Below are 26,839 nucleotides of genomic sequence, written 5' to 3' on the forward strand. Positions count from 1 at the left end.
TAAGCCCTCAGCCGAGATCATGCATCCAGCCGTGCTGGTCCTTCGACGTACCCCGCTGAATGTCAAGGAGCGCCTCACGCAGCTTCATCGTGACCTCACCCGGCTGCCCTCCACTCTGCTCCCACTCCCCCGACCGGCACTTGACCGTCCCGACAGGGGTGATCACCGCGGCCGTGCCGCAGGCGAAGACCTCCGTCAGGGTGCCGTCCGACGAGTCCGCCTGCCACTGGTCGATGGAGACCCGCGCCTCCTCCGACTCGTAGCCGAGGTCACGGGCGACCGTGAGGAGCGAGTCACGGGTGATGCCGGCGAGGAGCGAGCCCGTCAGCGTCGGGGTGACGATCTTGGGCTTCTCATTGGACGCAGCGCCGTACACGAAGTACAGGTTCATGCCGCCGAGCTCTTCTACCCACTTGTGCTCGACCGCGTCGAGGTACGCGACCTGGTCGCAGCCCTTCTCCGCGGCCTCGGCCTGCGCGAGCAGCGACGCCGCGTAGTTGCCGCCGGTCTTGGCGTCGCCCACGCCGCCGGGGACGGCGCGCACGCGGTCCTCGGAGAGCCAGATCGAGACGGGCTTGACCCCGCCGGGGAAGTACGCGCCCGCGGGCGAGGCGATGACGATGAAGAGGTACTCGTTGGCGGGCTTCACGCCAAGACCGACCTCGGTCGCGATCATGAAGGGGCGCAGGTAGAGGGACTCCTCGCCGCCGTGCGCCGGCACCCAGTCCTTGTCCTGCTTGACCAGCGCGTCGCACGCCTCGATGAACGTCTCGACGGGCAGCTCCGGCATCGCGAGCCGGCGCGCGGACGCCTGGAAGCGGCGGGCGTTGGCGTCGGGGCGGAAGGAGGCCACCGTGCCGTCGGGCTGACGGTAGGCCTTGAGGCCCTCGAAGATCTCCTGGGCGTAGTGCAGGACGTTCGTCGCCGGGTCGAGGGCGAGCGGGCCGTACGGAACGAGCTGGCCGTCGTGCCAGCCGCGGCCCTCCGTCCACTTGATCGTCACCATGTGATCGGTGAAGCGGCGGCCGAACCCGGGGTTGGCCAGGATCGCCTCGCGCTCCGCTGTGGACAGCGGGTTCGAGGAGGGCTTGAGCTCGATGGTCGGCGTCGTCGTCATGAGTGCTTCGTCCTTCACGGTGTGATGGTGACGGACCGCGCTCACGTCTGTACTTCCGGTACTAGGACGTCCGAGCTTCCCTGCATTCCGCGGCCCCACGTTCGATTATCGCTCGCGGGAACCGGTGGAAGGAACAGCGTGTTTGCGGCCCAGGGGTCGATGGTGGCACCCGGAGCCGCATACGAGAAGCCGCCGGGTGTCCGATGTGGACCCGGCGGCTTCTCGTCGATGGTGAGTGAGCTGCCGGGTCAGCCGGCTACTCGTACGGCGAGCGCGTCGCCGATCTGGTCCGTCGTGCGGGCCGAGTCGCCGCGCTCGGCCAGGTCGGCGGAGACGGCGGTCTCGATGCGGGCGGCCTCGTCCTCGTACCCGAGGTGCCGCAGGAGCAGCGCGACCGACAGGACGGTGGCCGACGGGTCGGCCTTGCCCTGGCCCGCGATGTCCGGGGCCGAGCCGTGCACGGGCTCGAACATCGAGGGGAACTCACGCGCCGGGTTGATGTTCCCGGACGCCGCGACGCCGATGCCGCCGGAGACGGCCGCCGCGAGGTCGGTGATGATGTCGCCGAAAAGGTTGTCGGTGACGATCACGTCGAACCGCGCGGGGTCGGTGACGAGGAAGATCGTCGCCGCGTCCACGTGCAGGTAGTCGGTGGTGACCTCGGGGAACTCCTCGGCCACCTTGTTGAAGACGTTCGTCCAGAGGTGACCCGCGTACGCGAGGACGTTGTTCTTGTGGACCAGCGTCAGCTTCTTGCGCGGGCGTGCCTGTGCGCGGGCGAAGGCGTCACGGACCACGCGCTCGACACCGAAGGCGGTGTTCACGGAGACCTCGGTGGCGACCTCGTGCTCGGTGCCCTGGCGGATGGTGCCGCCGTTGCCCGTGTAGGGGCCCTCGGTTCCTTCGCGTACGACGATGAAGTCGATCTCCGGCTGTCCCGCGAGCGGGGTGGAGACGCCCGGAAGGAGCTTGGACGGCCGCAGGTTGACGTGGTGGTCGAAGAGGAAGCGGAGCTTCAGCAGGAAGCCGCGCTCCAGGACGCCGGACGGGACCGAGGGGTCGCCGATCGCGCCGAGGAGGATCGCGTCGTACTGCTTGAGGGCTGCCACGTCGGCGTCGGTGAGGGTCTCACCGGTGGCGTGGTAGCGCTTGGCGCCGAAGTCGAACTCCTTGGTCTCCAGCTTCACATCCTGCGGGAGGACGGCGCCTAGGACCTTGAGCCCCTGGGCCACGACTTCCTGGCCGATTCCATCACCGGGGATCACTGCGAGATTGATGCTGCGAGAACTTGCCGACATGCGGGCAGCCTACGCTTCGTCCCAGGGGATGACACTCGCAGTCCGGCATGCGGACACTCCTGGTCACGCCACGGGGGCGCCATGACATGGACACCCTCTCTTCACCTTCAGGTCTGGCGGGAGTTGGAAGTTACTGGGAAGTTCTGTCGACATGACTGCACCTTCCAGGGGGACACCCCCCGGACCCCCCACCCCCAATGTCGGCATACCGGAGCAGCTCGCCTCCGAGATGAGCATGCCGGAGCAGCACGAGTACCTGCGCAAGAAGTTCTCCCGCCGCAAGGTCCTTGCCAGTTCGTTCGCCACGGCCGGCACGGTCGGCGGCATCGGCCTGCTCGCGGGCAGCTCGGGCAGCGCTTACGGCGAGGGCACTTCGGCCTCCCGCCCGCTCGTCGCGGCGTCCGCGCCCGTCAAGGTCGACGGCAAGCTGGTGGCGCCCTTCGGCAGGCATCTCGCCTTCGGGGCCGACCCGAAGACCCAGATGCGCGTCTCCTGGCAGGTGCCGTTCGCCGTCAAGTCCCCTTATCTGCGGGTGGGGTTGAAGCCCTGGGAGCTGAGCCAGAAGGTCGAGGCGGAGGTGCGCGACCTGCACACCCCGTCCCTGTCGAAGAAGCTGCCCGCGGTCGAGCAGTACTACCTGCACGCGGCGCTCGACGGCCTGAAGCCCGGCACGACGTACTACTACGGCGTCGGGCACGACGGCTTCGATCCCGCGTCGCCGGAGCGGATGGCGACGATCGGCTCCTTCCGCACGGCCCCGGCCAAGGCGGAGAAGTTCGTCTTCACGGCCTTCGGCGACCAGGGCGTGAGCTATGACGCGCTCGCCAACGACCAGTTGATCCTGGGCCAGAACCCGTCCTTCCATCTGCACGCGGGCGACATCTGCTACGCGGACAGCACTGGACACGGGAAAGAGTCCGACACGTACGACGCACGCGTCTGGGACACCTTCCTCGCACAGACGGAGTCCGTGGCGAAGTCCGTCCCGTGGATGGTGACGACCGGCAACCACGACATGGAGGCCTGGTACTCGCCGAACGGCTACGGCGGCCAGTCCGCCCGCTGGTCGCTGCCCGAGAACGGCTTCGACGCATCGAGCGCGCCCGGCGTCTACTCCTTCACGTACGGCAATGTCGGCGTCGTCGCGCTCGACGCGAACGACGTCTCGTACGAGATCCCCGCCAACAAGGGCTACACGGACGGCAAGCAGACCGCCTGGCTGGACAAGCGCCTCGCCGCACTGCGGGCGGACGACTCCATCGACTTCATCGTGGTCTTCTTCCACCACTGCATGTACTCGACGGCGACCCACGCGTCGGACGGCGGGGTGCGCGACGCGTGGCTCGAACTGTTCACCAAGCACCAGGTGGACCTGGTGATCAACGGCCACAACCACGTCTACGAGCGCACGGACGCGGTCAAGGGCGGCGAGGTCGGCAAGCCCGTGCCGGTCGGCGCGACGACCGATCCGACGCGCGACGGCATCGTGTACGTCACCGCGGGCGGCGCGGGCAAGGACCTGTACAGCTTCGGCCCCGGGGTGAAGGACAGCTACGAGGGGAACGTCGACGACCGCGATTCGATCCTGTCGTTCCACTGGACGAAGCTGCGCCTCCCGGACCCGGACACGGTGGAGTGGTCACGGGTGCGGTATACCGGCTTCTCGTTCCTCGCGGTGGAGGTGACGGCCGGAGCGAGCCCGAAGCTGACGGTCTCGGCGCTCGCCGAGAGCGGGGAGCGCGTGGACCATTTCGAGGTGGTACGAGGACGCTCGGGTCAGTGACCCGTCGCGCCGCCGTTGTCCCTGCGGTCGAGGGCTCGTTGCAGGGCGGCGGCGGCGTTCTTGCGCTCGGACTCGTTCGTGCGGCGGGCGGCGTGGCGGACTCGGCGTGCGGTCGTCTCGGCCATGGGAGGTCCACTCCTTGAGGGAAGGCAGGGTGCTTTCGAGACGCCGGAAGGGGCGGGGAGCTGTGGAGCCGCAGGGTTCGCCTGCGTGGGGCTCCGGCTCACGACCGCCATTCGCTTGATCGAGCGAGACGTTCGGCTTCTACAAAGCTAAGTGAGGACGGAGCATCTGTCTCCACAATTACTCGGACTTCCTACTATCTGAGACGGGCCTTACGCGCGCACCGCTCTGAGCTCGCGGATCAGGGCCCGCACGGCGGTGGAAGAGGCCAGCTCAGGGGTGGTGACATAGCCCACGGAGCGCGTCGGGCGCTCCGTTCCGAGATCAGTGATCTCGATGGTGTCCGGTGCTCCGGTCAGGGAGAGCGCGGGCATGATCGCCATGCCGTGACCGTTGCTCACCATCGAGAGCACTGCTCCGTCGTCCTCGGTCAGGACGGTCGCCTTGGGGATCCAGTCCTGCCTGCGCCACCACTCCCGGGTGTAGGAGCCGCAGTTCTCGTGCCAGTCCACCAGCGGCAGCGAGCGCGGGTCGGGGTGTCCCGCCGGGTGCACCAGCGCGTAGGGCTCTTCGAGGAGTACGTCGCCGATGAGCCCCGTGGGCACGGGCGAGCTGCCGCCGATCGTCGCGATGCCCACGTCGGCACGGCCCTCTGCGACCTCGCCCGCGGTACCAGCGCCCAGCTCGCGCACCACCCGGACCTGCGGCTCGATGCCGGGGTGGCGGGCGGCGAGGCGTTCCAGGGCGGCCGGGAGCAGATGCAGGGCGACGCTGCGGAAGGCCGCGATGCGCAGGGGGCCTTCGACCGTGCCCCGGTCGGCGCCGCGGGCCTCGGCCACCAGGGTGTCGAGCAGCCGCAGGACACGGCGGGCGTGCGCGGCGGCCGCGGCCCCGGCGGCGGTCGGTGTCGCGCCCTTGCGGCCCCGATCGAAGAGCACCGCTCCGACCTTGCGTTCCGTGCCACGGATGGAGTGCGAGACCGCGGACTGGGTCAGGCCGAGCGCCTGCGCCGCCGCCGAGAAGCCGCGCTCGTCGTCGACGGCCACCAGGATCCGGAGCTCGTGCGGGGCGAGGTCGGCGGCGGCGCGCGCGGCAGGCTCCGCGGGGACTGCACCTCTCGCTGCGCCTCGGGCCCCGCCTCGGTTCGCGCCTCGGTTCGCGCCTCGGTTCGCGTCGCGGGCCGCATCCCGCCTCGCGTCCGGGACCGCATCCCGGCCCGCGCCTCGACCCGCCGCGTTCCTGCCGACTGCGTCCATCAGGGCTCCCACCTGCTTCTATGAGGGCCCCTCATGGTTCGGCCCTTTCCATGAGCGCAACCCTCTGCCCGGCCCGGGCATTCCTCCGTACGGTCACGGACATGACCGAGACCGCGCTCACCGTGCAGCAGATCGCCCGCCCCCACGGCTTCCCCACCCCCGGCCACTTCGCCTTCGTCGAGTCCGCGCCGCCGGTGCCTCGCCCCGGCACGGCCCTGGTGGAGAACCTCTACTGGTCCGTCGACCCGTACCACCGCGAAATGATGGACGGCGACTTCGCGCTGAACGCCCCTCTGGAGGGCCGCACCCTGGGCCGAGTCGTGGAGTCCCGCGACCCCGCGCTCCCCGAGGGCGAGATCGTCTTCCACCGGCAGGGCTGGCGCACCCACACCGTCGTCGCCCCCGACGAGGCCCGCCGCGTCCCCCGCTTCGACGGCGTACCCCTGTCCGCGCACCTGAGCATCCTGGGCGGCACGGGCCTGACCGCGTACGTCGGGCTCACCCGTATCGCCCAACTCCAGGAGGGGCAGGACCTGTTCGTCTCGGCGGCGGCAGGCGGCGTGGGCACGGCCACCGGGCGGCTCGCCCGGCTGATGGGCGCGGGGCGCCTGGTCGGCAGCGCGGGGACGGCGGCGAAGGCGGCGTACCTGACCGAACACGTCGGCTACGACGAGGTCTTCGACTACCACTCGGGCCCGACGGCCGAGCTGCTCGCGAAGGCGGCGCCCGACGGCATCGACCTGTATATGGACAACGTGGGCGGCGAGCACCTGGAGGCCGCGATCTCCTCGCTGCGGGAGTACGGGCGGATCGTACGGATCGGCACGATCGCGCAGTACAACGCCACCGGCGCGCCGTACGCGCTGCGCAACCTCCCCGACATCGTCGAGAAGAGCCTGCGCATGGAGGGCTTCCTGGTCCGCAACCACCTTGATGTGCAAGAGGAGTTGAACGAGTTCGTGGTGCCGCATCTGCAGAGCGGGCGCATCGGGCTCGACGAGACGGTGGTGGAGGGCTTCGACGGGATCGTGGACGCGTTCCTGGGGATGCTGCGGGGCGAGAACCTCGGCAAGATCATCGTCCGGGCGAGCGGCACGGAGGTGTGACGGGCCAAGCGCCCCGCAGTGTGGCCGGTCAGCGGATCCGCAGCGGCTCGTGCGTGCCGTCCAGGACCGCGGCGACCACCACCTCGTCGAGGCCCAGGCAGGTGCCACGCTCGAAGGCCGCCGCGTAGCCCTGGTCGCCGAGGCCTTCGCGGGCCAGGGCGACGGCCGTGTCGTGCGGTGCGTTGAAGTACGCGGAGCCGAAGAGCGGCAGGCCGACGCGCTGCCAGATCCGCCGCGCCCCGCCCTGAAGGACGGCGGCCTGCTCGCAGTGGCCCGCGGAGGCCCGGAGCAGCGCGATGACCTCGATGGGCAGGACGATTCCGACGAGGTCGCGGAACTCGTAGTTGATCAGCAGGCACTCCCTTGCGAGGCGTGCGGCCTCGTCCGTGCGGCCGCCGGCCCAGGCGGCGAAGGCGAGCACATACAGGGCGTACGCCTTGGCCCAGCGCTCGCCGTGTGCCTCGCAGGTGGCGCGGGCCTCCGTGCAGAGGCCGACGGCCGCTTCCAGATCGCCCTGGAACGCGAGCGCCATGGCCAGTTCGATGCGCGCCATCATCACGTTGCTGTTGAGCTCGCCGAGTTCCGCGTAGCCGGTCACCGACGCCTTGAAGTACCGCTCGGCCACGGCGTGTTCGTCCCGGATCAGTGCGGCGCAGCCGAGGCGGTGCGTGGAGTACGCGTACGCCGTGTCGTCGTCGCTGCGCAGCGCGCCGGCCCGGCAGTCGTCGAGCATGTCCGCCGCGGCCCGCGTGTCGCCCTGGAGGATGGCGACATAGCCGCCCACCCAGAGTGCCTTGAGCCGTGCGCGGCTGGGGTCGGGGGCCGCGGCGAGCGCGCGGTCGAGCCAGTAGCGGCCGTCGCCCAGGAGCCCGCAGCCGACCCAGTAGAACCAGAGCGTCCCGGCGAGCCGCGCCCCCGCCTGCCCGTGGCCCGGCGTCGACAGGGCGAAGTCGAGCGCGGCGAAGAGCTGGGTGTGCTCGCTCCGGGTCGCGTGGAAGACGGCGGCCTGGCCGGGCCCGAACCAGTCCGCCTCGCCCCGCTCGGCGAACTCCTGGCACCAGGCGAGGTGGCGGCCGCGCCCCGGCAGCTCCTCACCGAGCCGCCGCAGCCACTCGGCGCCGTATGCGCGCACCGTGTCGAGCTGCCGGAAGCGCTCGCCCTGGGGCCCTTGTTCCCGCACCAGCAGGGACTTGTCGACCAGACCGGCGAGCAGCCTGCCGATCCCGGCCCGCTCCAGGGCGTCGTCGGCGCACACCGCCTCGGCGGCCTCCTGGGAGAAGCTGCCCGCGAAGACGGAGAGGCGGGCCCACAGCAACCGCTCGGCGGGCGGGCAGAGTTCATGGCTCCAGCCGATCGTCGTACGCAGTGTGCTGTGCCGGGTGGTGCGGCCCGGCGCGTCGGCGCACAGCTGGAAGCGGTCGTCGAGGCGGCCGAGGAGATCGCCGAGCCGTTCGTCGCCGAGCCGTCCGGCGGCGAGTTCGATGGCCAGGGGGATGCCGTCGAGGCGGGCGCAGATCCGCTCCGCCGTGGGCCTGTTCCCGGCGGTGAGCGCGAAGTCGGGGCGTACGGCGCGGGCGCGCTGCTCGAAGATGCGCGCCGCGTCGGCCGCGACGGTCATCGGCTCGACGGCGAAGACCTGTTCGCCCAGGATGCCGATGGGCTGCCTGCTGGTGGCGAGGATGTGCAGTCCGGGGGCCGCGTGCAGCAGCTGCGCGGCGAGTTCCGCGCAGGCCTCGACGAGGTGTTCGCAGGTGTCGAGGACGAGCAGCAGATGCTTGTCGGCGAGGTGTTCGGCGAGGACGTCGCGCTGCGGTTTGGCCGTGTGGTCGGTGACGCGCAGCGCCGTGGCGACCGCATGCACCAGGAGGGCGCCGTCCTGGAGGCCGGAGAGCTCGACGAACCAGACTCCGTCGGCGAACCCGTCCGCGACGTCGGCGGCGGCGCGCAGTGCGGTGCGGGTCTTGCCGATGCCGCCGAGGCCGGTCACGGTCACCGTGCGGGAGTGGGTGCAGAGCTGGCGGAGCAGGGTGAGTTCGCGGCGGCGGCCGACGAAAGGGGTGTGCTCCGTAGGCAGATTGCCGGCCACGGTCGCCTCTTTTCTTGCTTTTCTTTGTCAGATCCGGAGCGATCGCGGATTTTCTGAATGCGGTTGTTCGGAGTGGGATCGAATGTCTCCGAAATCGACAAGCAGAAGAGCGGCATCGTCTATCTGCCGTCCCTTGGTGTGCCGCGTCAGATCGGCGGAGAGGGCGTCGAGGAATGTGCCGGGATCGTCGTCGTAATGGGCCACGGCGCGTTCCGCGAGGGGATAGAAATCGCCCGCGTCGTCCCGCGCCTCGGTGACCCCGTCGGTGTAGAGCAGCAGGCGGTCGCCCGCGACGAGCGGCACCGCGCTGGAGTGGCACCGCTCGTCCTGCAGCCCGAAGAGGCCGAGCGGCGGCGAAGGCGGCAGGGCGTCCACGAACGTGGCGCGGCGCGCGCGGATCAGCAGGGGCGGCGGATGGCCGCAGCAGACCAGCTCCACGCTGCCCTCGCCGTCGGACGTGCAGAGCAGCAGCGCGGTGACGAAGTCCTCGCTGCTCTCCCGGTGTGCGAGGGCCGCGTCCATGCGCTGGGCGACCAGGGGTAACCGGGCCTCGCACTGGGCGAGTTCACGGAAGGCGCCGAGGGCGTCCATGGCGGTGCCGACCGCCGGCATGCCCTTGCCCATGACATCGCCCATGATCAGCCGTACGCCGAAGGGTGTGCTGACGACGTCGTAGATGTCCCCGCCGACCTGGGCTCCGGGCTGCGCCGCCACATAGCGGACCTCCGTGCGCAGCCCGCCGACGCGGCTCGGGAGCGGCCGCAGCATCCCTTCCTGGAGGGTGCGTGCCACCATTCGCAGCGCAGTGATGGCGCGCGCCTGGCGGCACAGGACCACGGCCGCCAGAGCGGCGAGCAGGGGCAGCGGCGCGAAGCAGAGGGCACCGAAATGGGCGTCGGCGAGCCGCAACGCAATACCGATGAAGGTGGCCACGGCACCCGCGCACACCCATAGGCACCGAACATTTTCCCGAGGAATCTTCATCACTGTGCCAGCTCTGTTCACCGGAGGCGTCTCCGGGATTTTAGGGCACGGAACGGCGCGGGACAGGCGCCTTTGGCATATTCGAATGACCCCGAACCACTACCTGAACCACCGTCATCCACCGTTCATCCACCGTCCCGAATTCGCTCACATGCCCATGCCGCCATCGACCGGAAGTCCCGCGCCGGTGATGAAACGGGCGGCGTCGGAGGCGAGGAAGACCACGGCGTCGGCGATGTCGGCAACCTCGCCGAGCCGCCCCAGCGGGGTCAGTCCGATGACGTGCCCGACGGCTGCCTCCGCGCTCGGCCAGAGCCCCATGGTCTCCATGTCCTGGGCGAGCCGGGTCCCCATCTCGGTGGGGACGAGGCCCGGGTAGACGCAGTTGACCCGTACGCCGTAGCCGAGCTTGCCGGACTCCAGGGCGGCCACCCGGGTCAGCCGGTCGACCGCGGACTTCGTCGCGGAGTAGCCGGCGATGCCGGGGAAGGGGATCGTTGCGGCCACCGAGGAGACGTTGACGACCGCGCCTCCCCGGCCCGCTGGGCCGCCGGGCCGCATCGTGCGAAAGGCATGCTTGGTGCCGAGCGCGACACCGAGCACATTCACGTCGAGCATCCGGCGGACGTCCCGCGGGTTGAGGTCGACGACCAGGCCGGAGATCTCGACGCCGGCGTTGTTGACGACGATGTCCAGACCGCCGAGCTCGTCCACGGCGCGGGCGGTGGCCGACTCCCAGCTCGCGTCGTCGGTCACGTCGAGGGGTACGAACGCCGCGTTGCCGCCCGCCTTCTGCAGGGCCTCGGCGGTGGCCCGGCCCGCGTCCTCCTGGATGTCGGCGACGACGACGGCGGCACCGGCGCGGGCGAGCGCCTCGGCCATCCCCGCGCCGAGCCCCTGCGCGCCCCCGCTCACCAGGGCCCTGCGCCCCTCCAAGTCGTACACGTTCACGGGAATCTCCTCCTGCGGGGCGGCTGCTGCGACGGCGCCACGCATGCCTGCCCGGGCGGGCGGCTGCCTGACGCGCGGCACACCTTAGAAGGCAGCACCGTCCACCTGCGCCGTGTGTCGCGACAACTCCCGGAGGGAGAGGGGGAGTTGGTAGGCTACTGCCGTTTGCCGTCCACCGACTCCGGCAGCAGAAACCCCCGTCGCAACCCCGCCAGAGGCCTCGACATCACAGAATGTCGCCGTCGCGCCAGTCGAAGAGCAGCTCGTACGAGGGGTCCGGGTCGGCGCCCCACAGCAGCGGCGGGTCCTCGTCCGGCAGGTGGAGCACGCCGTCGGGGCCGAGCGCGCCGACCGTGCCCTTCCACTCGACCCAGCCGCGGTCCAGGTAGAGCCGCTCGCCCTCGGCCGACGCGGAGAGCGCCCCGAGCTCGTACGCCCCGTCGATGACGCGCTCGAGGGCGCCCATGACCTGGCCGCCGAGCCCCTGCCGCTGCAAGGCGGGCCGGACGGCGACCGCTTCCACATAACCGACGCGCAGGGAACGGCCGTGGTGCAGCACCCGGCGCTGCACGACGGAGCCGTGGGCGAGCAGTGCGCCTGTCTCGTCCTGCACGAGGGCGTGGACGCCGCCGAGGCCGTGATCCCAGTCCTGTTGGCTGAAGTCACCGCCGAAGGCGTCGTCCAGCAAGTCGCGAGCCGCGCGCAGTTCGGCCGCCGTCAGATCGCTGGTGTGGGCTGTACGCAGGGTGGTCACGTCACCACCGTACTCAGCCCGGATCTGAGTACGCACACCGATTTGCCGCCGCCCGTCCGACGGCAGAGTCGGTCCCATGAACGGCCTTTACGCTCTCAAGCCCTGGTACGCGGACCGGCTCTCCGGCGTGCGTGCCGCGCTCGTCCGCCGCGAGGTGTCGCCCGACACCCTCACGGCGGCGGGCGTGGTGTGCGCGGCGGGCGCCGCGGCCGCGCTGGCCTGGCTGCCCTTCGGGGTCTCGGCGCCGCTGGTGGCGACGCTGCTCGCCGCGCGCCTGGCGTTCGCGAACCTGGACGGCGCACTGGCCCGCGACACGGGCCGTACAACCCGCAGGGGCGCACTGCTCAATGAACTGGGCGACCGCACAGCCGACTTGATAGTCCTCGCGGGCTTCCTGCCGCTGGCTCCACTGTGGCTGGTGGCAACGGCGGGCCTGGCGGCGACGCTGCCGTCCTGGGTGTCCCTGGCGGGCGCGACGGCGGGCGCGGGACGCCTCAACGGCGGCCCCGTCGGCAAGACGGAACGCTGCGCGCTGGTCGTGGTGGCGTCGGCGTCGGGCTGGGTCGCACCGGTGCTTGCGGTGATAGCTGCGGGATCAGCGCTCACGGCGGGGCTGCGACTGGCGCGGCTGTGGCGGGAGTTGGGTAATGCAGCTCAGATCGGGGATGCGCGATGAGCGCCGCGTACGCCGCAGGCGAGACTGCTAGGCGGGCCCTGCCCGTGGTTGCCGGGGCGCGCGGCACGGGCGGCGTGGCTGTCGCGGCGCTGCCCTCGCGGGCGCTGCCTCCGCAGTCGCGGACGCCGGGGACCGCCACGACCCAGATCGGTTTCATCACAGGCGAGACTGCCGGGCGGGCCCTGCCCCCCGTGATCGCCGGGGCGCGCAGTGGCGTCGTCGCGGTGCTGCCCTCGTGGGAACCCGACCAGCCGTCGCGGAAGCTTGGTGCCGCGCCCCTGAACGGAGACGCGCGATGAGCGCCGCGATCATTGCAGGCGAAGCCGCTGGGCGGGCCCTGCCCGTTGTTGCTGGGGTGCTTGGTGCGGGTGGGGTTGCTGTCGCGGCCTTGCCCTCGCGGGTGGGGATGCGGGGCGAGCTGCGGAAGCGGTGGCGGACGTGGGCGTTGGCCGCGCCGCTGTTTCTCGGGGCGTTCTTTGTGGGGCGGGCGGGTGCGTTCGTGCTTGCGGCCGGGCTCGGGGTGATTGCCGTCGGGGAGTACGCGCGGATGGCGGGGCTGCCTCGGGGTGAGCGGCTGGTGCTCGGGGTGTCCGCCGTGGCGGTGCCGGGGATCGCCTGGGTCGCGCCCGGAGCTCTTGACCTGCGGACGGCGGGGGTGCTGCTCATCGCCGCCGCGGGGGTGGCCCTCTTCTCCGGAGACGCCTCTCAGGGCTTCACGCGCGCGTGCCGGACCGTCTTCGGGCTGCTGTGGATTCCGGTGTCGTTGAGTGGGCTCGTGCTGCTCGGGGACACGGCCGTCGCGGTGGGGGTCGCGGTGGCGTTCGGGGATGTCGGCGCGTGGTGCGGCGGCACGGCGCTCGGCCGCCGGGGGCTGCTGTCCCGCCCGCTCTCTCCCCTCTCCCCCAACAAGACCTGGGCGGGTGTCGCCGGCGCCGCCGCGGTGACGGCCGCCGCGCTGGCCGCGGTCGGCGCGTTCTCCGCAGTGCTGTGGGCCGCGGTGCTCGTCGGCTGCGTACTCGGGGATCTCCTGGAGTCGATGGTCAAGCGCGAGGCGGGCGTGAAGGACGCGGGGAGCTGGCTGCCGGGGTTCGGCGGGCTGCTCGACCGGATCGATTCGCTGCTGGTGGCGCTGTTGCTGACGATGGTGGTGACGCTATGAGGACCGTGAGGACTGTGAGCCGCAGGTGGGCACATGCAGCCCGTCCGGCGATTGAGGACGAACTCGGCGGAGGCGGTGATCGACCGAGCCACGTGCCCCTCACCCCCACCAGGCCCGCGGCCGGACTCCGCCGTGCGCTCTGGTGGACCCTGCTCACCCTCACCGGAGGTGTGCAGCGGAAGGGTCAACTGCCGCGCGGCGGCTGCGTCGTCGTGGCGAATCACTCCTCCCACGCGGACACCGCCGCCCTGCTCGCGGCGCTCGACGCCCGCCACGCCCCGGCGATCGGCGCGGCCGCCGACTACTGGTTCGCCTCCCCCTGGCGCAGGCGCATCTGCAGCCGCCTTGCCGCGGGCTTCCCCGTACGCCGCACGGGAGGCGGCATGGACGACCTCCTCGCCAAGGCGGACGACCTGCGCGCGGGCCGGGCCGTCGTCCTCTTCCCGGAGGGAACCCGCGCACGGGCGGGCGAGCTGGGCGCCTTCCACCGAGGCGCCCTGGTCCTCGCTGAGCACGCGCGCGTGCCGGTCGTGCCGGTCGCCATCGCGGGCACGGACCGCCTGCTGCCCAAGCACGGCAGGCTCCGCCCGGCCCTCGTACGGGTCGCCGTCGGCGATCCGCTGCCCGCGTCGGCCACCCCGGAAGAGGCCCGCGACGCGGTGGCGGAACTGCATCGCCGTACGAGCGGAGAACCGCTCAGGGACTCCGCCGCGCGCAAGCGGACCGCGGCGGTCGTGGCCTCCCGGTGGGGACTGCCGCTCGCCTTCGCCTGGGCCTTCGCGGAGGCGCTGAGCTGGCCCCTGATGCCGGAGCTGTTCCTCGCGATCGCCTGCGTGGCGATGCCGCGCCGCGCCCTGAAACTGTCGCTCACGGCCCTCGCCGGCAGCCTGGCGGGCGGGCTCCTCGCCCTCCAACTGGCCGCGTCGGGCAGCCAGTTGCCGCAGCCGCTGACGACGGACCGGATGCGCGCCGAAGTCCGCAGTGAACTCACCCTCGAATCCGCCGCGGCCGTCCGCCACCAGCCCTGGAACGGCATCCCCTTCAAGGTGTACGCACACGAAGCGGGCCGCGCCGAGATCGCCCCGTCCGACTGGCTGGCCCACTCGGCGCTCTCGCGCGGCTCCCGCACCCTCACGGTGGGCCTGGCCTTCGGAGCCTTCGGCTTCCTGGTGCACCGGCTTCGACGCTTCTACGGGCTGTACCTGGCGCTGCTCGGCACCGGATTCACGATCGGACTCTCCCTCATCGTGGCGGGGTGGGCCTGAACAGGTGAACAGGCCTTTCTGCTCCCACAGTTGGTCTGCACCATGGCGCCCGCCGCGCCTTCCACCGCAGAATCGGACCATGTCTGAGACCGAGCAGCAGCAAGCGTGGACCCCCATCCACGGAGAGCCCTACCGCTCCGTGCCGTACCGCCCCGAGCGCATGCCCGAAGCCGAATCCCTCGCGCACGCCGCCGAGTTGCGGACGCGGATGCGGGAGCGACGCACGGTGCGGCAGTTCGCGCCGGACCCCGTGCCCGCCCAGGTCGTGCGGGACGCCATCGCGTGCGCGGCGACGGCGCCGTCCGGCGCGCACCAGCAGCCGTGGACGTTCGTCCTCGTCCAGGACCCGGACATCCGCCGCCGCATCCGCGAGGCCGCCGAGCACGAGGAGCAGATCTCGTACGACGGACGGCTGGGTGAGGAATGGCTTGCGGCTCTCCGCCCGCTCGGCACGGACGAGGTGAAACCGCACCTCACGGACGCTCCCGCGCTGATCGTCGTCTTCCAGCAGCGCTACTGGCTCGGCGAGGACGGCACCAAGCACAAGCACTACTACGTCGACGAGTCGGTCGGCATCGCGGTCGGGATGCTGCTCTCCGCCCTGCACCTGTCGGGCCTCGCCGCGCTGATCCACACGCCGAGCCCGATGCGGTTCCTGTCGCAGGTGCTCGGCCGCCCGGAGAACGAGAAGGCGTTCGCGGTGATCCCCGTGGGCTATCCGGCGCCGGACTGCCAGGTCCCCGATCTCGTACGGAAATCCCTTGACCAGGTCCTGGTGGAGATCTGAGCGCACGGATCACGAGGACTGCGCCGACACCAACTCGCGCTCCAGGAACGGGTAGTCGGTGTAGCCCTCGGCCCCGTTGGTGTAGAGGTGCGCCTCGTCGATCTCCTGGAGCGCCGCGCCCGCCGCGAACCGCTCCGGCAGGTCGGGGTTGGAGATGAACGCGCGCCCGTACGAGACGAGGTCGACGACCCCGGACGCGAGGACCGCCTCGCCCGCCTCCCGCGTCGTCGGGTCGCCGTTCTCGCCGACGTTGCCGATGAGCGTGCCGTGCCAGTGGGGGCGCAGGTCGGCGAGGGCCGGGTAGCGGTCGTTGTCGGTGAGGTGGAGGTAGGCGAGGCCGATGCCGTCGATCTCATCGAGCAGCGCGCGGTAGACGGGGCCGGGGTCGGCCTCCGCCATGCCGAACTGCGGGTTGCCCGGGGAGAGCCGGAGCCCGAGCCGCTCCGCGCCGACCGCGTCGGCGACGGCACGCACCACCTCGACGGCGAAACGGATGCGGTCGGCGATCGAGCCGCGGCCGTACGCGTCGTCGCGGAGGTTGGTGTTGTCCGCGAGGAACTGGTGGATCAAGTAGCTGTTGGCGCCGTGCAGTTCGACCCCGTCGAAGCCGGCGGCGATGGCGTTGCGGGCGGCGTCCGCGAAGTCCTGGACCGCCGTGCGGATGTCGTCGACGCTCATCTCGCGCGGGGCGACGTAGTCGGGCTTGCTGCCGTCCGGGCCGTGCGCGTGGCCGGGCGGGGTGACGGCCGATGGCGCGAGCGGCAGGTCGCCGTCGATGCGGGCCAGCGGGTGGCCGTTGCGGCCGCCGTGCATCAGCTGGGCGTAGATCCGGCCCCCGGCGGCGTGCACGGCGTCGGTCACGCGCCGCCAGCCCTCGATGTGCGCGGCGGTCTGGAGCCCCGGGTAGCGCCAGCCGCTCTGGCCCCGGCTGCTGGGCCAGATGCCCTCGGTGACGATGAGGCCGGCGCTCGCGCGCTGGGCGTAGTGGTCGGCGACGACCGGCAGCGGAGTGCCGTCGTCCGCGGCGCGGGCGCGGGTCATGGGGGCCATGACGATGCGGTTGGGGAGGTGGCCGATGCGGGCTGCGGAATACGGGGCGAGAAGCGAGGTGTTCGTCATGCCGGAACGGTAAAAGCTGACACCGGTGTGAGATTCAAGCGAAGATTCGAGCGTTGAGGTTCTTCGGGCGTGGAGGTTCAGACGGCATGAGGATCGGCGAGCTGGCGAAGCGTACCGCCGTGAGCGAGCGGTCCCTGCGCTACTACGAGGCGCAGGGCCTGCTGTATGCGGAGCGCACCCCGGGCGGCCACCGCGACTACCCCGAGGCGGCGGTCGACCGGGTGGTGCACATCCAGGAGCTGTTCGCGGCGGGCCTGTGCAGCGCGAAGATCGTCCAGCTCCTGCCGTGCATGCGGGACAAGGACGGCGGCCCGTCGGAGAGGGCGACGCCGTGGCTGGTGGACGAGCTGACCGAGGAGCGGGCCAGGATCGACCGCCAGGTGGCTGACCTGCTGCGGGCGCGGGAGGTACTGGACGAGGTGATCACGGCGGCCACTGGAAGCCACTGAGTACCTAACTCCTCACAATTTATTGACTGGTTAGATGCCGACGTGCTCTACTCACCTCATCGCAACCGTCAAAGTTAACTTGAGGGGTTAGGCATGGGCACCCACTACCGCTCCACCACCGTCCGAGGCCACGAGATCCACTACCGCGAGGCCGGCCCCGCCGACGCCCCCGCCCTCCTCCTGCTGCACGGCTTCCCCACCAGCTCCCACATGTTCCGCGACCTCATCCCCCTCCTCGCCCACCGCTACCGCGTCGTCGCCCCGGACCACATCGGCTTCGGCCGCTCCGCAGCCCCCTCCGCACAGGACTTCACGTACAGCTTCGCCGAACTGGCGGACATCACCGCGGAGTTCACCGAGCAGCTGGGCCTGGACCGCTTCGCGCTCTACATCCAGGACTACGGCGCCCCCATCGGTCTGCGCCTGGCGCTCGCGCACCCCGAGCGCGTCACCGCGATCGTCACGCAGAACGGCAACGCGTACGAGAAGGGCCTCGGCGCCGACGCGTGGGCGCCCGTCCTCGCGTACATCGCAGAGCCGAACGAGAAGACCGCCGCGCCCGTACGGGAGATCCGCTCCCTGGAGGGCATCAAGTGGCAGTACACGCACGGGGTCCCCGACCAGGGCCTGCTGAACCCCGACGCCTGGCACCACGACGCCGCACTGATGGCCCGCGACGGCCAGGACGGAATCCAGCTCACCCTGATCGGCGACTACGGCTCCAACATCGACCTGTACCCCGAGTTCCAGGCGTACTTCCGCGCCTCCCAGGTCCCGCTGCTCGCCGTCTGGGGCGCCCACGACCAGATCTTCGTGCGGGACGGCGCCGTCGCCTTCCTCCGCGATCTGCCGGAGGCCGAGGTGCATCTGCTGCCCGCAGGACACTTCGCCCTGGAGACGCACGCCGCGCAGATCGGCACGCTGATGGACGACTTCCTCGCCCGGCGGATCAGCACGCCGGTACCGTCGGGATCATGAACTTATCCCCCTCCCGCATGGCCCCCTCCCGCAGGACGCTCATCGGCGCCGCGGCCCTGACGCCCGTCTTCCTCTCCGTACCCGGCACCGCGAGCGCTTCCGCCTTCCCCGACGCTCGGCGCCGACTGCGCGAGCTCGAGAAGGACTACCCCGGCCGCATCGGCGTGCACGCCCTGGACACCGGCAGCGGCGCGTCCATCCGCTACCGCGAGCACGAACGCTTCGCGATCGCCTCGACGTTCAAGGTCCTCGCCGCGGCGGAGATCCTGCGCAGGGCGCGGGACAAGGAGCCCGGCCTGCTCGACGTGCTCGTCGAGTACACGCGTGACGACCTCGTCTCGGCCTCGCCGAGGACCGAGATGCACCTCGAAACCGGCATGACCGTACGGGAGCTGTGCGACGCGACCATCACCTACAGCGACAACGCCGCCGCCAATCTGCTGATGCGGCGGATGGGCGGCCCGGCCGGCATCACCGCGTTCGCGCGGTCCCTCGGCGACTCCCGTACCCGGCTCGACCGGTGGGAGCCCGAGCTCAACACGAACATCCCCGGCGATCCGCGGGACACCACGACGCCCGCGTCGATGACCGCCAACCTCCACAAGCTGGTCCTCGGCGACGCCCTCGCCCCGCTCGACCGCGGGCAGCTGACCCGGTGGCTCCTGGAGAACACCACGGGCGACAAGCGGATCCGGGCCGGGCTCCCGAAGGGCTGGCGGGTCGGCGACAAGACCGGGACCCCTGCCTACGGCGGAGTCAATGACGTCGCCGTCGCCTGGCCGCCGGACAAGGCACCCCTGGTCATCTCCGTCTACACGACCCGCCTCGACCCGGAAACCCCCGGCGAGGACCGGATCGCCGAGGACATCACCCGCATCGTCGTCGACGCGCTGGACTGACCCGGAAAACAACACCGCCTCCGACCGGGGTGGGGCCCAGATCGGAGGCGGGGTTCAGGGGACGGGCGAAGAAGCCCGAGGGGGGCGTCAGCCCATGTGCGGGTACGAGTAGTCCGTCGGCGGGACCAGCGTCTCCTTGACGGCGCGGGTCAGCGTCCAGCGCTGCAGGTTCTGCGGGGCGCCCGCCTTGTCGCAGGTGCCGGACGCGCGGCCGCCGCCGAAGGGCTGCTGGCCGACGACGGCGCCGGTCGACTTGTCGTTGATGTAGAAGTTGCCCGCGGCGTAGCGGAGCTTCTCCATCGTGTACGCGGCCGCGGCGCGGTCGCCCGAGATGACCGAGCCCGTCAGGGCGTAGTCCGATGCCGACTCCATCTGGGTCAGCATCTCCTCGTACTTGTCGTCCTCGTAGACGTGGATCGCCAGGAACGGGCCGAAGTACTCGGTCGTGAAGACCTCGTTGGCCGGGTCCGAGCACTCGACGACGGTCGGGCGGACGAAGTAGCCGACCGAGTCGTCGTACGTGCCGCCCGCGACGATCGTGCAGGTGTCGTCCGCCTTGGCGCGGTCGATGGCCGCCTTGTTCTTGGCGAACGCGCGCTCGTCGATGACGGCGCCGATGAAGTTCGACAGATCGGTGACGTCGCCCATCTTGATGCCGTCGACCTCGGCAGCGAACTCCTCCTTGAAGCCGGAGTTCCAGATCGAGGCCGGGACGTACGCACGCGAGGACGCGCTGCACTTCTGGCCCTGGAACTCGAAGGAGCCGCGGGTCAGGGCCGTCTTGAGGATGGCGCGGTCGGCGCTGGGGTGCGCGACGACGAAGTCCTTGCCGCCGGTCTCGCCGACCAGACGCGGGTACGTGCGGTAGTTGGCGATGTTCTCGCCGACCGTCTTCCACAGGTGCTGGAAGGTCTTCGTCGAGCCGGTGAAGTGGATGCCCGCCAGGTCGCGGTGGGTCAGGGCCACCTCGGAGACGGCGATGCCGTCACCCGTCACCAGGTTGATGACGCCCTTGGGCAGGCCCGCCTCCTCCAGGAGCTGCATGAGCAGCACGGCGGCGTGCGTCTGCGTCGGGGACGGCTTCCACACGACCACATTGCCCATGAGGGCCGGGGCGGTCGGCAGGTTGCCGGCGATCGCGGTGAAGTTGAACGGCGTGATCGCGTAGACGAAGCCCTCGAGCGGGCGGTGGTCCAGACGGTTCCAGACGCCGGTCGAGTTCGCCACGGGCTGCTCGGCGAGCAGGTCACGGGCGTACTTGACGTTGAAGCGCCAGAAGTCGATCAGCTCACAGGGAGTGTCGATCTCGGCCTGCTGGGCGGTCTTCGACTGGCCGAGCATGGTGGACGCGGCGAGCGTCTCGCGCCACGTCGTGGAGAGCAGCTCGGCGGCGCGCAGGATGATCGCGGCGCGGTCGTCGAAGGACATCGCGCGCCAGGCCGGGGCGGCGGCGAGGGCGGCGTCGATCGCGTCCTGGGCGTCCTCCTTGCTGGCGCCACGGCCGGTGCCGATGACGGCCTGGTGGTTGTGCGGCTGCACGACCTGGAAGGGCTCACCGCCACCGAGGCGCTTGACGCCGCCGATGGTCATCGACAGCTCGATGGGGTTCTCGGAGAGCTCCTTGAGCTTGGTCTCGAGACGGGCACGCTCCGGGGAACCGGGGGCGTAGCCGTGCACCGGCTCGTTGACCGGCGCGGGGACCTGGGTCACAGAGTCCATGAGTTCCGTATCTCCTTAAGGGGGGTCGGGGGAAAGGGAGCTCAGCCCTTGGTGAGGATGGAGCGGGCGAAGAAGAGCAGGTTGGCCGGCTTCTCCGCGAGGCGGCGCATGAAATATCCGTACCAGTCGGTGCCGTAGGCGGTGTAGACGCGCATCCGGTGGCCCTCGGCCGCGAGCCGCAGGTGCTCGTCGCTGCGGATGCCGTACAGCATCTGGAACTCGTACTCATCCAGTTTGCGCCCTGCGCGGCGCGCGAGCTCCTGGCTGATGGAGATCAGGCGCGGGTCGTGGGACCCGATCATCGGGTACCCCTCGCCCTCCATCAGGATGCGCAGGACGCGGACGTACGCCTTGTCGATCTCCGCCTTGTCCTGGTACGCGACCTCGGCGGGCTCCTTGTAGGCGCCCTTCACGATGCGTACCCGGCTGCCGTTCCCGGCGAGGCGGCGGGCGTCGTCCTCGGTGCGGAAGAGGTAGGACTGGATGACGCAGCCGGTCTGCGGGAAGTCCTTCCGCAGCTCCTCGTGGATGGCGAACATCGAGTCGAGGGTGGTGTGGTCCTCGGCGTCCAGCGTGACGGTGGTGCCGATCGCGGCAGCGGCCTCGACGACGGGACGGACATTCGCGAGGGCCAGCTCGTGGCCGCCCTCCAGCGCCTGGCCGAACATGGACAGCTTGATGGACATCTCGGCCCTGGTGCCGAGCCCCAGGTCCTTGAGGCGCTCGACGAGCTCCAGGTAGGCGTCGCGGGCGGCGGAGGCCTGCTCGGGCGTGGTGATGTCCTCGCCGACGACGTCGAGGGTGACCTCGAGGCCCTTGTCGACGGAGTCCGTGATGATCGGCACGACCTGGTCCACCGTCTCGCCCGCGATGAAGCGGTCGACGACCTGCTTGGTGCCGGGGGCCGCCGATACGAAACGGCGCATCTTGTCGCTGCGCGACGCGGCGAGGATCACGGGACCCAGCACGGGCACCTCCACGGGGAGTAGAACGATGGCCGTACCTGGATATGCGTAACGAACCGGTACGGCACGGAGAACCACCGTGAAACTTAAGGATCCCTCCGATCCTGGGCCATCGACACCTGTCACGCATCCGTGCCCTGGATCTCAGACATCTGTCTGAAGGCGAGGGCGGACTGCGTCAGAATGGACAGCGTGAAAGGCGACTACCAGGAACTGGTCGACGAGATCTCGGCCCTGCTCGGCGCCCCCGCGACGCTTGAGAACCGCGACTTCGAGCTGATCGCCTTCGGCGCGCACGACAGCGGCGGCGACAGCGACTTCGACGCGGCGGCCCTCGACCCGGTCCGCACCCGGTCGATCCTCACGCGCCGCTCGACGGCCGGGGTCCGCACCTGGTTCGAGGGCTTCGGCATCACCCGCGCGACGGGCCCGATCCGCATCCCGCCCGCAGCGGACGCGGGCGTCTACCGCGGCCGGATCTGCCTTCCCGTACGCCATCGGGGATTCGTCCTGGGGTACGTGTGGCTGCTCGACGACGAGCCGGGACCCACGGACGCCCAGCTGGGCGCGGCCATGGAGGTGGCCGCCCGGATCGGCGCGCTGCTCGCCGACGAGGCACAGGCCGGCGCCGATCTGACCCGCGAGTTCCGTGCGGTCCTGACCGCCGAGCGGGGCTGGCAGCGCGACATGGCGGTGGCCGACCTGCGCACGGCGCTCGGCCCGCGCGGCGAGGGCCTGCACGCGGTCGTGTGCGTAGCCCCCTGGCCGTCCGCGAACCCGGACGACGCCCCATCGGTCCATACGGTGCAGGGGGCGACGGCCCTGTGCACGGTGCCGTGGGGCACGGCGGGCCAGAGCCTCGCGGTCCTGGTCCGGCTGCGTTCGGCCGATGTGCTGACGCCCGCGGTGTCCGCGGCCACGCGGCTCCTGGAGTCGGCGGGGGCCGCGAGCACGGCGGGCCCCGCCGCAGCCGGCATCGCGAACGCCCGGCACGGCCTGGACGAGCTCGGCGCCGCCTGGTGGGAGGCGTCATCGGCGGCCCGCGCGGCCCGCGCCGAACCGCGCTTCGCCCCGGTGGCCCAGTGGTCGGACATGGGCCCCTACCGCCTGCTCACCGCCCTGCCCGCGGAGGCCGCGCACGACCCGGTGGCCCGCGAGCTGCTCTCCCCCGCGCACCGCGAACTGGCCCGCACCGCCGAGGTGTTCCTCGACTGTGCGGGCCAAGCGGGGCGCACCGCAGCAGAGTTGGGCATCCACCGGCAGACGCTCTACTACCGCCTGTCGCGCGTGGAGCAGCTCACGGGCCTCGACCTGGACGACGGCGAGGACCGGCTGCTGCTGCACATGGTCCTGAAAACGTCACGGCTGTAAGGGCCACTTGTAAGGGCACTCCTGAGGGTCACAAACCGTCGTGCGTTCGGCAGGTCAGGTCCTTGGCCGGGAGCCTGCCCGTGGTCAGGTAGACCGTGGCGCGCTTGTCCGCGCAGGAGTTGGTGCCGTTGACGATGTGCCCCTCTCCGCCGGCGACGGTGACCATCCGGGATCCGCGCAGGGCCCGGTGCATGGCCCGGCCGCCGGCCGGGGGCGTCGCAGGGTCCCACTCGTTCTGCAGGATGAGTGCACGGACCCTGTTGGTCACTGTCGTCCTGGGTTCGCTGCCCGGCTTCCAGAAGGCACACGGCTTGATGTTGGACTCGAAGTCGCCGGACAGCGGATACCGGGCCTTGTCGCGGATCGCGTCGCGGCGGTACTGCTCGGGGTCGCGCGGCCACGACGTGCGGGTGTCGGCGCAGAGGACGGCCCAGGCGCTCGCGGTTTCATTGTCCGGGGGGACGTCACGGGCGGACTCCGGCCGGAGGGGGCCCGGGACCGGCTCGGGCGCGCCGGACGGATCCGGCTTCCTGCCCTCGGCCGCCTTCTTGCTCTCGGCCGCCTTCTTCAGCTCGGCGACCCATGTGGTGGCCTTCTGAACGCGGGAGAACGTGGCGCGCTGAGCGCGGATGGTGTCACCGGTGAAGAGCGTCCCACCGCGGTCGATGGGTGTGCGGTCGGCTTGGGCGACGAGGTCCCAGAACGTCGTGCGGACCTCGGCCGGGGTACGGCCCAGTTCGTACGTCGTGTGCCGCCGGGCAGTCCACTCGCTCCATCGCCTGAAGGCGGGCTCCGCCCTCTCCCCCATCGCCTGGAACATGCCCCGCCCGTACCGCGCGGGATCGGCCGCACTGTCCAGTACGAACCGGTCGGTTCGCCGGGGGAACATCCGCGCGTAGACGGCGCCGAGGTAGGTGCCGTAGGAGAACCCCAGGTAGGAGATCTTCTTCTCGCCAAGGACGGCACGGATGACGTCCATGTCGCGAGCGGTGTTGCGGGTGGTGAGGTGGCGCAGCCTGTCACCTTCCTCGGCCTGGCACTTGGCGGCCACCGTACGGGCCCACTTCACGTCCTTCGCGAAGGTCCCGGTCCTGTACGGGCGCTCCATGTCCTGTTCGTCGCCGGTCAGACCGCAGCTGACGGGCGAGCTCTGCCCGACGCCCCTCGGGTCGAACCCGATGAGGTCGTACCGTCTCTTCACTTCCTCGGGGAATTCCGCTCCCACGCTGACGGGCAGATCACGGCCAGGACCGCCGGGGCCGCCGGGGTTGAGCAGCAGAACGCCGCGACGTTCCTTCGCACTGCTTGCCTTGAGCCGGGATATCGCGATGTCCGTCTTCTTGCCTCCGGGATTGCCGTAGTCCAGCGGCACCTTGAGTGTCGCGCACTGATAGGTGGCGGGGTTCTTCGCATCGCAGCGCTGCCACCGCGGCGTCTGTTGCGTGTACTGCCGCAGAGGGTCCTTGGCCACGGATGCCTCAGATCCAGCGGGGGCCGTTGCAGGTGTAAGTGCCGAAAGGAAAGCCGTCACGGCGCCGACGGCCATGAGAGAGGCAATTCGCGTGTTTCGCACAGCGATGCTCGCCCCTATTCCGTACGTGTTCATCAAACGTCCTCCGGTCAACTGCTCAGGGCACGATCCTGACTTCGGGGTCGCGGATGCACATCGCGGGAAGGCGGGAGAAATTGCTCCCTCGATCGGGGGAGGCCATCGGTGAGCTGCCCGGTGATACTGGGGCGATCATGATCAGGGGAATTCGGCCGCTGCTGCGCGGCTCCACGTATTCGGGCATGCTGTTCGCCTACTGCGGCGCGTTGGCGAGCCTTCCGCTGCTGCCTTTCGCCCTGCTGCCGACGCTGGCGTGGCCATCCGCTCCCTATGGAGTGCAGGCCGTCCTGGTCCTCCTGGTCTGGGCAGCACTGATCGGCTTGGTCGGTCTGGCCCGCACCACGCGGCGGGCGCTGATCGCGTTCGCCCGCCAACTGCTGAGGGTGCCGTTGCCGGACCCTGCCGCCGTGCCATCCGGCGCCGACCGTTGGCGGACTCCCCTCTGGCTGCTGCTGCACGTGGCGCTGGGGTGGGCGGGGGCGCTGACGAGCGGCGTGCTGATCCTCATGGGGATCGCCCTCCCCGGGAACTGGCTCGATGCCGAAGCCGGGCTGATCCTGTTCGGCCGGTCGCTGCGGTCCGACGGCGGATGGCAGAGCTGGGCGTTGACGCTCTGCTGCCTACTGCTCGCGGCGGTCGTGTGCGTGGTGGTGACGGGCGTGCTGCGGTGGCTGGCGCCGAGGCTCCTGGGTCCTTCGTCGGCCGAGCGGCTCGCGCTGATGGCCGAGCGGGAGCAGCGCCTTGCCGAACGCAACAGGCTGGCCCACGAGTTGCACGACTCGATCGGGCACACGCTGACCGCGACCACGATCCAGGCGGCGGTCGCGGGCGAGGTCCTTTCCGCCGACCCGGGGGCGGCGCGGGCCGCGCTGCGCAGCATCGAGGAGTCGGCCAGGTCCGCCCTTGAGGACCTGGATTACGTACTGGGCGTACTGCGCGAGGAGACGGCGGAGACGGCACCGACCCGGACCCTGGCCGACCTGCCCGAGCTGCTCGACCGGCTGCGGCACGGTGAGATCGAGGTCGGCCCGGACGGGCCGCGGCACTGGCGGTTGGCGGTCCGGCTGCCGGTACGGGTGTCGGCATGACCGGCTCCGACGCGAGCCCGTCCAGTGCCCCCGTCACCCTCTTGATCGCGGACGACGACGAGGTGACCCGCAGCGGTCTGCGCACCTTGCTCGCGGCGCAGCCGGGGATCACGGTGCTCGGGGAGGCCGCCGACGGCGTCGAGGCGGTCGAGCAGGCGCGGCGGCTGTGCCCCGACGTGGTCCTGATGGATGTACGGATGCCGCGTCGGGGCGGCATCGAGGCCACCCGGCACCTCCTCGCCGAACCGGCCGAACGGCCGAAGGTCGTGGTGATCACCACCTTCGAGAACGACGACTACGTCACCGCCGCGCTCAGCGCGGGGGCCAGCGGGTTCGTGCTCAAGCGGCGTCCGGTCCGGGAGATCGCGGAGGCGGTGCGGGTGGCGGCGGCGGGCGAGGCGATCCTCTTCCCGGCGGCCCTGCGCCGGATGGTCGCCGCCCGCCCGCTGGGCTCCGCCGAGGCGTTGCCGAAGGCGGCGCTGACGGAGCGGGAGGAGGAGGTGCTGCGGCTGATGGCAACCGGCCTGTCCAACCCGGAGATTGCGCAGTCGCTCATGGTGAGCCTGGAGACGGTGAAGACGCACGTCGGGAACGTGCTGACCAAGCTCGGTGCGCAGAACCGGACCCACGCGGTGGTGATCGCGTACGAATCAGGCCTGGTGGTGCCGGGGTTCACCGGCTGACGCGCCGCTGCTGAAAAAGTCACGATCCCTACACAGCCGTATCAGCCCCGCAACGAGCTCCCCCTGACGTGACCATGTCCCCACCTGGCCGGATACGGTTCTCCTGTTGATCAATCACCCCACAAGGAGAACGAACCCCCCATGAAGTTCAGGTTGTTGGGCCCCGCTGTCGCCGCGGCCGCTCTCATCGGCACGACCCTCTCGACCGGCGTGGCATCGGCGGACGTGTCCGCCGCCGCGAAGCCGAACTGCCAGTCCGCCGTCATCAACGTTCCCGCCAAGGAGAGCGTGAAGATCCGTACGCACGCGAAGCTCGGCGCCACCGCCGTCGGCCTGTGGTCCAAGGGCACGAAGGGCACCGTCTGCAACGACGGAAAGCCGATCACGGGCCAGAAGTACAAGCTCTGCGGCAAGACGAGCACCCAGTGGCTCTACGGCGGCCCGAACAACAGCAGCAAGCTCGGGTACGTCCCGCGGGCCTGCATCGACTGGTAGCCGAGGACGCACGAACAGCATGACGCACAGTGGTGCGGGCGGCACGAAGCCGCCTGGCACGTTGAGCGGTCGGTACGCGCCGACCGTGCGTAAGCCCATCGGCCGGCTGCCCGGCGGCG

General features: G+C 70.8%; 25 protein-coding genes. 13 read left to right on the forward strand and 12 right to left on the reverse strand.

Translation table 11 applies throughout. From position 1 onward, the window contains the following. Positions 1-7 precede the first annotated feature (7 nt). Both AB0O76_RS23845 and AB0O76_RS23850 read right to left on the reverse strand, forming a co-directional pair. Positions 8-1,117 (reverse strand): branched-chain amino acid aminotransferase, encoded by a 1,110-nt coding sequence (locus AB0O76_RS23845; protein ID WP_365495023.1) that lies wholly within the window; start codon positions 1,115-1,117, stop codon positions 8-10. A gap of 248 nt (positions 1,118-1,365) precedes the next feature. Continuing rightward, a complete protein-coding gene (locus AB0O76_RS23850) occupies positions 1,366-2,415 on the reverse strand; it encodes a 3-isopropylmalate dehydrogenase (protein WP_365494715.1) in 1,050 nt (349 codons plus the stop codon). A gap of 151 nt (positions 2,416-2,566) precedes the next feature. Between AB0O76_RS23850 and AB0O76_RS23855 the strand changes: the two genes are divergently transcribed. Continuing rightward, on the forward strand, positions 2,567-4,198 hold the full coding sequence (locus AB0O76_RS23855; RefSeq protein ID WP_365494718.1) for a metallophosphoesterase family protein: 1,632 nt from the start codon (positions 2,567-2,569) through the stop codon (positions 4,196-4,198). On the opposite strand, the gene AB0O76_RS23860 is transcribed toward AB0O76_RS23855, so the two are convergent. Together AB0O76_RS23860 and AB0O76_RS23865 are read right to left on the reverse strand one after the other, a co-directional pair. Continuing rightward, the gene (locus AB0O76_RS23860) at positions 4,192-4,323 is read right to left on the reverse strand and encodes a hypothetical protein (protein ID WP_365494721.1); all 132 of its coding nucleotides are present in this window, start codon (positions 4,321-4,323) and stop codon (positions 4,192-4,194) included. The two genes, AB0O76_RS23855 and AB0O76_RS23860, sit on opposite strands and share 7 nt — an antisense overlap. 210 nt (positions 4,324-4,533) lie before the next feature. Then, the gene (locus AB0O76_RS23865; RefSeq protein WP_365494724.1) at positions 4,534-5,577 is read right to left on the reverse strand and encodes a LysR family transcriptional regulator; all 1,044 of its coding nucleotides are present in this window, start codon (positions 5,575-5,577) and stop codon (positions 4,534-4,536) included. Between the two features lie 101 nt (positions 5,578-5,678). Here AB0O76_RS23865 and AB0O76_RS23870 point away from each other — a divergent pair, with 101 nt between their 5' ends. Then, a complete protein-coding gene (locus AB0O76_RS23870; RefSeq protein ID WP_365494727.1) occupies positions 5,679-6,683 on the forward strand; it encodes an NADP-dependent oxidoreductase in 1,005 nt (334 codons plus the stop codon). Positions 6,684-6,711: 28 nt separating this feature from the next. Here the strand turns inward: AB0O76_RS23870 and AB0O76_RS23875 are convergent, their stop codons facing one another. From AB0O76_RS23875 to AB0O76_RS23890, 4 genes are all read right to left on the reverse strand, one after another. Further along, entirely contained in the window at positions 6,712-8,769 is a 2,058-nt protein-coding gene (locus tag AB0O76_RS23875) for a regulator (protein ID WP_365494730.1), read from the reverse strand. A 27-nt stretch (positions 8,770-8,796) separates the two neighbouring features. Beyond that, the gene (locus tag AB0O76_RS23880; RefSeq protein ID WP_365494733.1) at positions 8,797-9,702 is read right to left on the reverse strand and encodes a PP2C family protein-serine/threonine phosphatase; all 906 of its coding nucleotides are present in this window, start codon (positions 9,700-9,702) and stop codon (positions 8,797-8,799) included. A 198-nt stretch (positions 9,703-9,900) separates the two neighbouring features. Next, positions 9,901-10,704: a glucose 1-dehydrogenase gene (locus AB0O76_RS23885; RefSeq protein ID WP_365494736.1), complete on the reverse strand. Its 804-nt coding sequence runs from the start codon at positions 10,702-10,704 to the stop codon at positions 9,901-9,903. 226 nt (positions 10,705-10,930) lie between these two features. Further along, positions 10,931-11,458 (reverse strand): GNAT family N-acetyltransferase, encoded by a 528-nt coding sequence (locus AB0O76_RS23890; protein WP_365494739.1) that lies wholly within the window; start codon positions 11,456-11,458, stop codon positions 10,931-10,933. 76 nt (positions 11,459-11,534) lie between these two features. Between AB0O76_RS23890 and AB0O76_RS23895 the strand changes: the two genes are divergently transcribed. The 4 genes from AB0O76_RS23895 to AB0O76_RS23910 all read left to right on the forward strand — a co-directional run bounded on the left by AB0O76_RS23895 (position 11,535) and on the right by AB0O76_RS23910 (position 15,345). Further along, positions 11,535-12,134, forward strand: a complete 600-nt coding sequence (locus AB0O76_RS23895) for a CDP-alcohol phosphatidyltransferase family protein (RefSeq protein ID WP_365494742.1) — start codon at positions 11,535-11,537, stop codon at positions 12,132-12,134. Between the two features lie 295 nt (positions 12,135-12,429). Continuing rightward, the gene (locus AB0O76_RS23900; protein ID WP_365494745.1) at positions 12,430-13,293 is read left to right on the forward strand and encodes a phosphatidate cytidylyltransferase; all 864 of its coding nucleotides are present in this window, start codon (positions 12,430-12,432) and stop codon (positions 13,291-13,293) included. Positions 13,294-13,385: 92 nt separating this feature from the next. Continuing rightward, the gene (locus tag AB0O76_RS23905; protein WP_365494748.1) at positions 13,386-14,558 is read left to right on the forward strand and encodes a lysophospholipid acyltransferase family protein; all 1,173 of its coding nucleotides are present in this window, start codon (positions 13,386-13,388) and stop codon (positions 14,556-14,558) included. 79 nt (positions 14,559-14,637) lie between these two features. Further along, positions 14,638-15,345: a nitroreductase family protein gene (locus AB0O76_RS23910; RefSeq protein WP_365494751.1), complete on the forward strand. Its 708-nt coding sequence runs from the start codon at positions 14,638-14,640 to the stop codon at positions 15,343-15,345. 9 nt (positions 15,346-15,354) lie between these two features. Here the strand turns inward: AB0O76_RS23910 and AB0O76_RS23915 are convergent, their stop codons facing one another. After that, entirely contained in the window at positions 15,355-16,464 is a 1,110-nt protein-coding gene (locus tag AB0O76_RS23915) for an alkene reductase (protein ID WP_365494754.1), read from the reverse strand. 86 nt (positions 16,465-16,550) lie between these two features. On the opposite strand from AB0O76_RS23915, the gene AB0O76_RS23920 reads away from it, so the two are divergent. The 3 genes from AB0O76_RS23920 to bla all read left to right on the forward strand — a co-directional run bounded on the left by AB0O76_RS23920 (position 16,551) and on the right by bla (position 18,790). Beyond that, positions 16,551-16,913, forward strand: coding sequence for a MerR family transcriptional regulator (locus tag AB0O76_RS23920; protein WP_365494757.1), 363 nt, complete (start codon positions 16,551-16,553; stop codon positions 16,911-16,913). Between the two features lie 93 nt (positions 16,914-17,006). Next, entirely contained in the window at positions 17,007-17,891 is an 885-nt protein-coding gene (locus AB0O76_RS23925; RefSeq protein WP_365494760.1) for an alpha/beta hydrolase, read from the forward strand. Then, entirely contained in the window at positions 17,888-18,790 is a 903-nt protein-coding gene (gene bla, locus AB0O76_RS23930) for a class A beta-lactamase (RefSeq protein WP_365494763.1), read from the forward strand. Before AB0O76_RS23925 ends, bla begins: the two co-directional genes overlap by 4 nt. Before the next feature lie 87 nt (positions 18,791-18,877). On the opposite strand, the gene pruA is transcribed toward bla, so the two are convergent. Continuing rightward, a complete protein-coding gene (pruA, locus tag AB0O76_RS23935) occupies positions 18,878-20,509 on the reverse strand; it encodes an L-glutamate gamma-semialdehyde dehydrogenase (protein ID WP_365494766.1) in 1,632 nt (543 codons plus the stop codon). Positions 20,510-20,550: 41 nt separating this feature from the next. Further along, positions 20,551-21,477, reverse strand: coding sequence for a proline dehydrogenase family protein (locus AB0O76_RS23940; protein ID WP_365494769.1), 927 nt, complete (start codon positions 21,475-21,477; stop codon positions 20,551-20,553). 180 nt (positions 21,478-21,657) lie between these two features. On the opposite strand from AB0O76_RS23940, the gene AB0O76_RS23945 reads away from it, so the two are divergent. After that, complete coding sequence (locus tag AB0O76_RS23945; protein WP_365494772.1) at positions 21,658-22,845, forward strand: helix-turn-helix domain-containing protein; 1,188 nt, start codon at positions 21,658-21,660, stop codon at positions 22,843-22,845. Positions 22,846-22,873: 28 nt separating this feature from the next. On the opposite strand, the gene AB0O76_RS23950 is transcribed toward AB0O76_RS23945, so the two are convergent. Continuing rightward, the gene (locus AB0O76_RS23950) at positions 22,874-24,391 is read right to left on the reverse strand and encodes an alpha/beta hydrolase (RefSeq protein ID WP_365494774.1); all 1,518 of its coding nucleotides are present in this window, start codon (positions 24,389-24,391) and stop codon (positions 22,874-22,876) included. Positions 24,392-24,588: 197 nt separating this feature from the next. Between AB0O76_RS23950 and AB0O76_RS23955 the strand changes: the two genes are divergently transcribed. The 3 genes from AB0O76_RS23955 to AB0O76_RS23965 all read left to right on the forward strand — a co-directional run bounded on the left by AB0O76_RS23955 (position 24,589) and on the right by AB0O76_RS23965 (position 26,720). Beyond that, on the forward strand, positions 24,589-25,542 hold the full coding sequence (locus tag AB0O76_RS23955; protein ID WP_365494777.1) for a histidine kinase dimerization/phosphoacceptor domain-containing protein: 954 nt from the start codon (positions 24,589-24,591) through the stop codon (positions 25,540-25,542). Further along, on the forward strand, positions 25,539-26,225 hold the full coding sequence (locus tag AB0O76_RS23960) for a response regulator transcription factor (RefSeq protein ID WP_365494780.1): 687 nt from the start codon (positions 25,539-25,541) through the stop codon (positions 26,223-26,225). Before AB0O76_RS23955 ends, AB0O76_RS23960 begins: the two co-directional genes overlap by 4 nt. Positions 26,226-26,366: 141 nt before the next feature. Beyond that, positions 26,367-26,720 (forward strand): hypothetical protein, encoded by a 354-nt coding sequence (locus tag AB0O76_RS23965; RefSeq protein WP_365494783.1) that lies wholly within the window; start codon positions 26,367-26,369, stop codon positions 26,718-26,720. Positions 26,721-26,839 lie beyond the last annotated feature (119 nt).

Origin of the sequence: Streptomyces sp. NPDC086554 (genome assembly GCF_040686095.1) — a bacterium.
Taxonomy (GTDB): Bacteria; Actinomycetota; Actinomycetes; order Streptomycetales; family Streptomycetaceae; genus Streptomyces.

Coding starts and splice junctions, on each gene's coding strand:
- AB0O76_RS23845 (WP_365495023.1), bottom strand. CDS start 1,117: ATGACGACGACGCCGACCATCGAGCTCAAGCCCTCCTCGAACCCGCTG.
- AB0O76_RS23850 (WP_365494715.1), bottom strand. CDS start 2,415: ATGTCGGCAAGTTCTCGCAGCATCAATCTCGCAGTGATCCCCGGTGAT.
- AB0O76_RS23855 (WP_365494718.1), top strand. CDS start 2,567: ATGACTGCACCTTCCAGGGGGACACCCCCCGGACCCCCCACCCCCAAT.
- AB0O76_RS23860 (WP_365494721.1), bottom strand. CDS start 4,323: ATGGCCGAGACGACCGCACGCCGAGTCCGCCACGCCGCCCGCCGCACG.
- AB0O76_RS23865 (WP_365494724.1), bottom strand. CDS start 5,577: ATGGACGCAGTCGGCAGGAACGCGGCGGGTCGAGGCGCGGGCCGGGAT.
- AB0O76_RS23870 (WP_365494727.1), top strand. CDS start 5,679: ATGACCGAGACCGCGCTCACCGTGCAGCAGATCGCCCGCCCCCACGGC.
- AB0O76_RS23895 (WP_365494742.1), top strand. CDS start 11,535: ATGAACGGCCTTTACGCTCTCAAGCCCTGGTACGCGGACCGGCTCTCC.
- AB0O76_RS23900 (WP_365494745.1), top strand. CDS start 12,430: ATGAGCGCCGCGATCATTGCAGGCGAAGCCGCTGGGCGGGCCCTGCCC.
- AB0O76_RS23910 (WP_365494751.1), top strand. CDS start 14,638: ATGTCTGAGACCGAGCAGCAGCAAGCGTGGACCCCCATCCACGGAGAG.
- AB0O76_RS23915 (WP_365494754.1), bottom strand. CDS start 16,464: ATGACGAACACCTCGCTTCTCGCCCCGTATTCCGCAGCCCGCATCGGC.
- AB0O76_RS23920 (WP_365494757.1), top strand. CDS start 16,551: ATGAGGATCGGCGAGCTGGCGAAGCGTACCGCCGTGAGCGAGCGGTCC.
- AB0O76_RS23925 (WP_365494760.1), top strand. CDS start 17,007: ATGGGCACCCACTACCGCTCCACCACCGTCCGAGGCCACGAGATCCAC.
- bla (WP_365494763.1), top strand. CDS start 17,888: ATGAACTTATCCCCCTCCCGCATGGCCCCCTCCCGCAGGACGCTCATC.
- pruA (WP_365494766.1), bottom strand. CDS start 20,509: ATGGACTCTGTGACCCAGGTCCCCGCGCCGGTCAACGAGCCGGTGCAC.
- AB0O76_RS23945 (WP_365494772.1), top strand. CDS start 21,658: ATGGACAGCGTGAAAGGCGACTACCAGGAACTGGTCGACGAGATCTCG.
- AB0O76_RS23950 (WP_365494774.1), bottom strand. CDS start 24,391: ATGGCCGTCGGCGCCGTGACGGCTTTCCTTTCGGCACTTACACCTGCA.
- AB0O76_RS23955 (WP_365494777.1), top strand. CDS start 24,589: ATGATCAGGGGAATTCGGCCGCTGCTGCGCGGCTCCACGTATTCGGGC.
- AB0O76_RS23960 (WP_365494780.1), top strand. CDS start 25,539: ATGACCGGCTCCGACGCGAGCCCGTCCAGTGCCCCCGTCACCCTCTTG.
- AB0O76_RS23965 (WP_365494783.1), top strand. CDS start 26,367: ATGAAGTTCAGGTTGTTGGGCCCCGCTGTCGCCGCGGCCGCTCTCATC.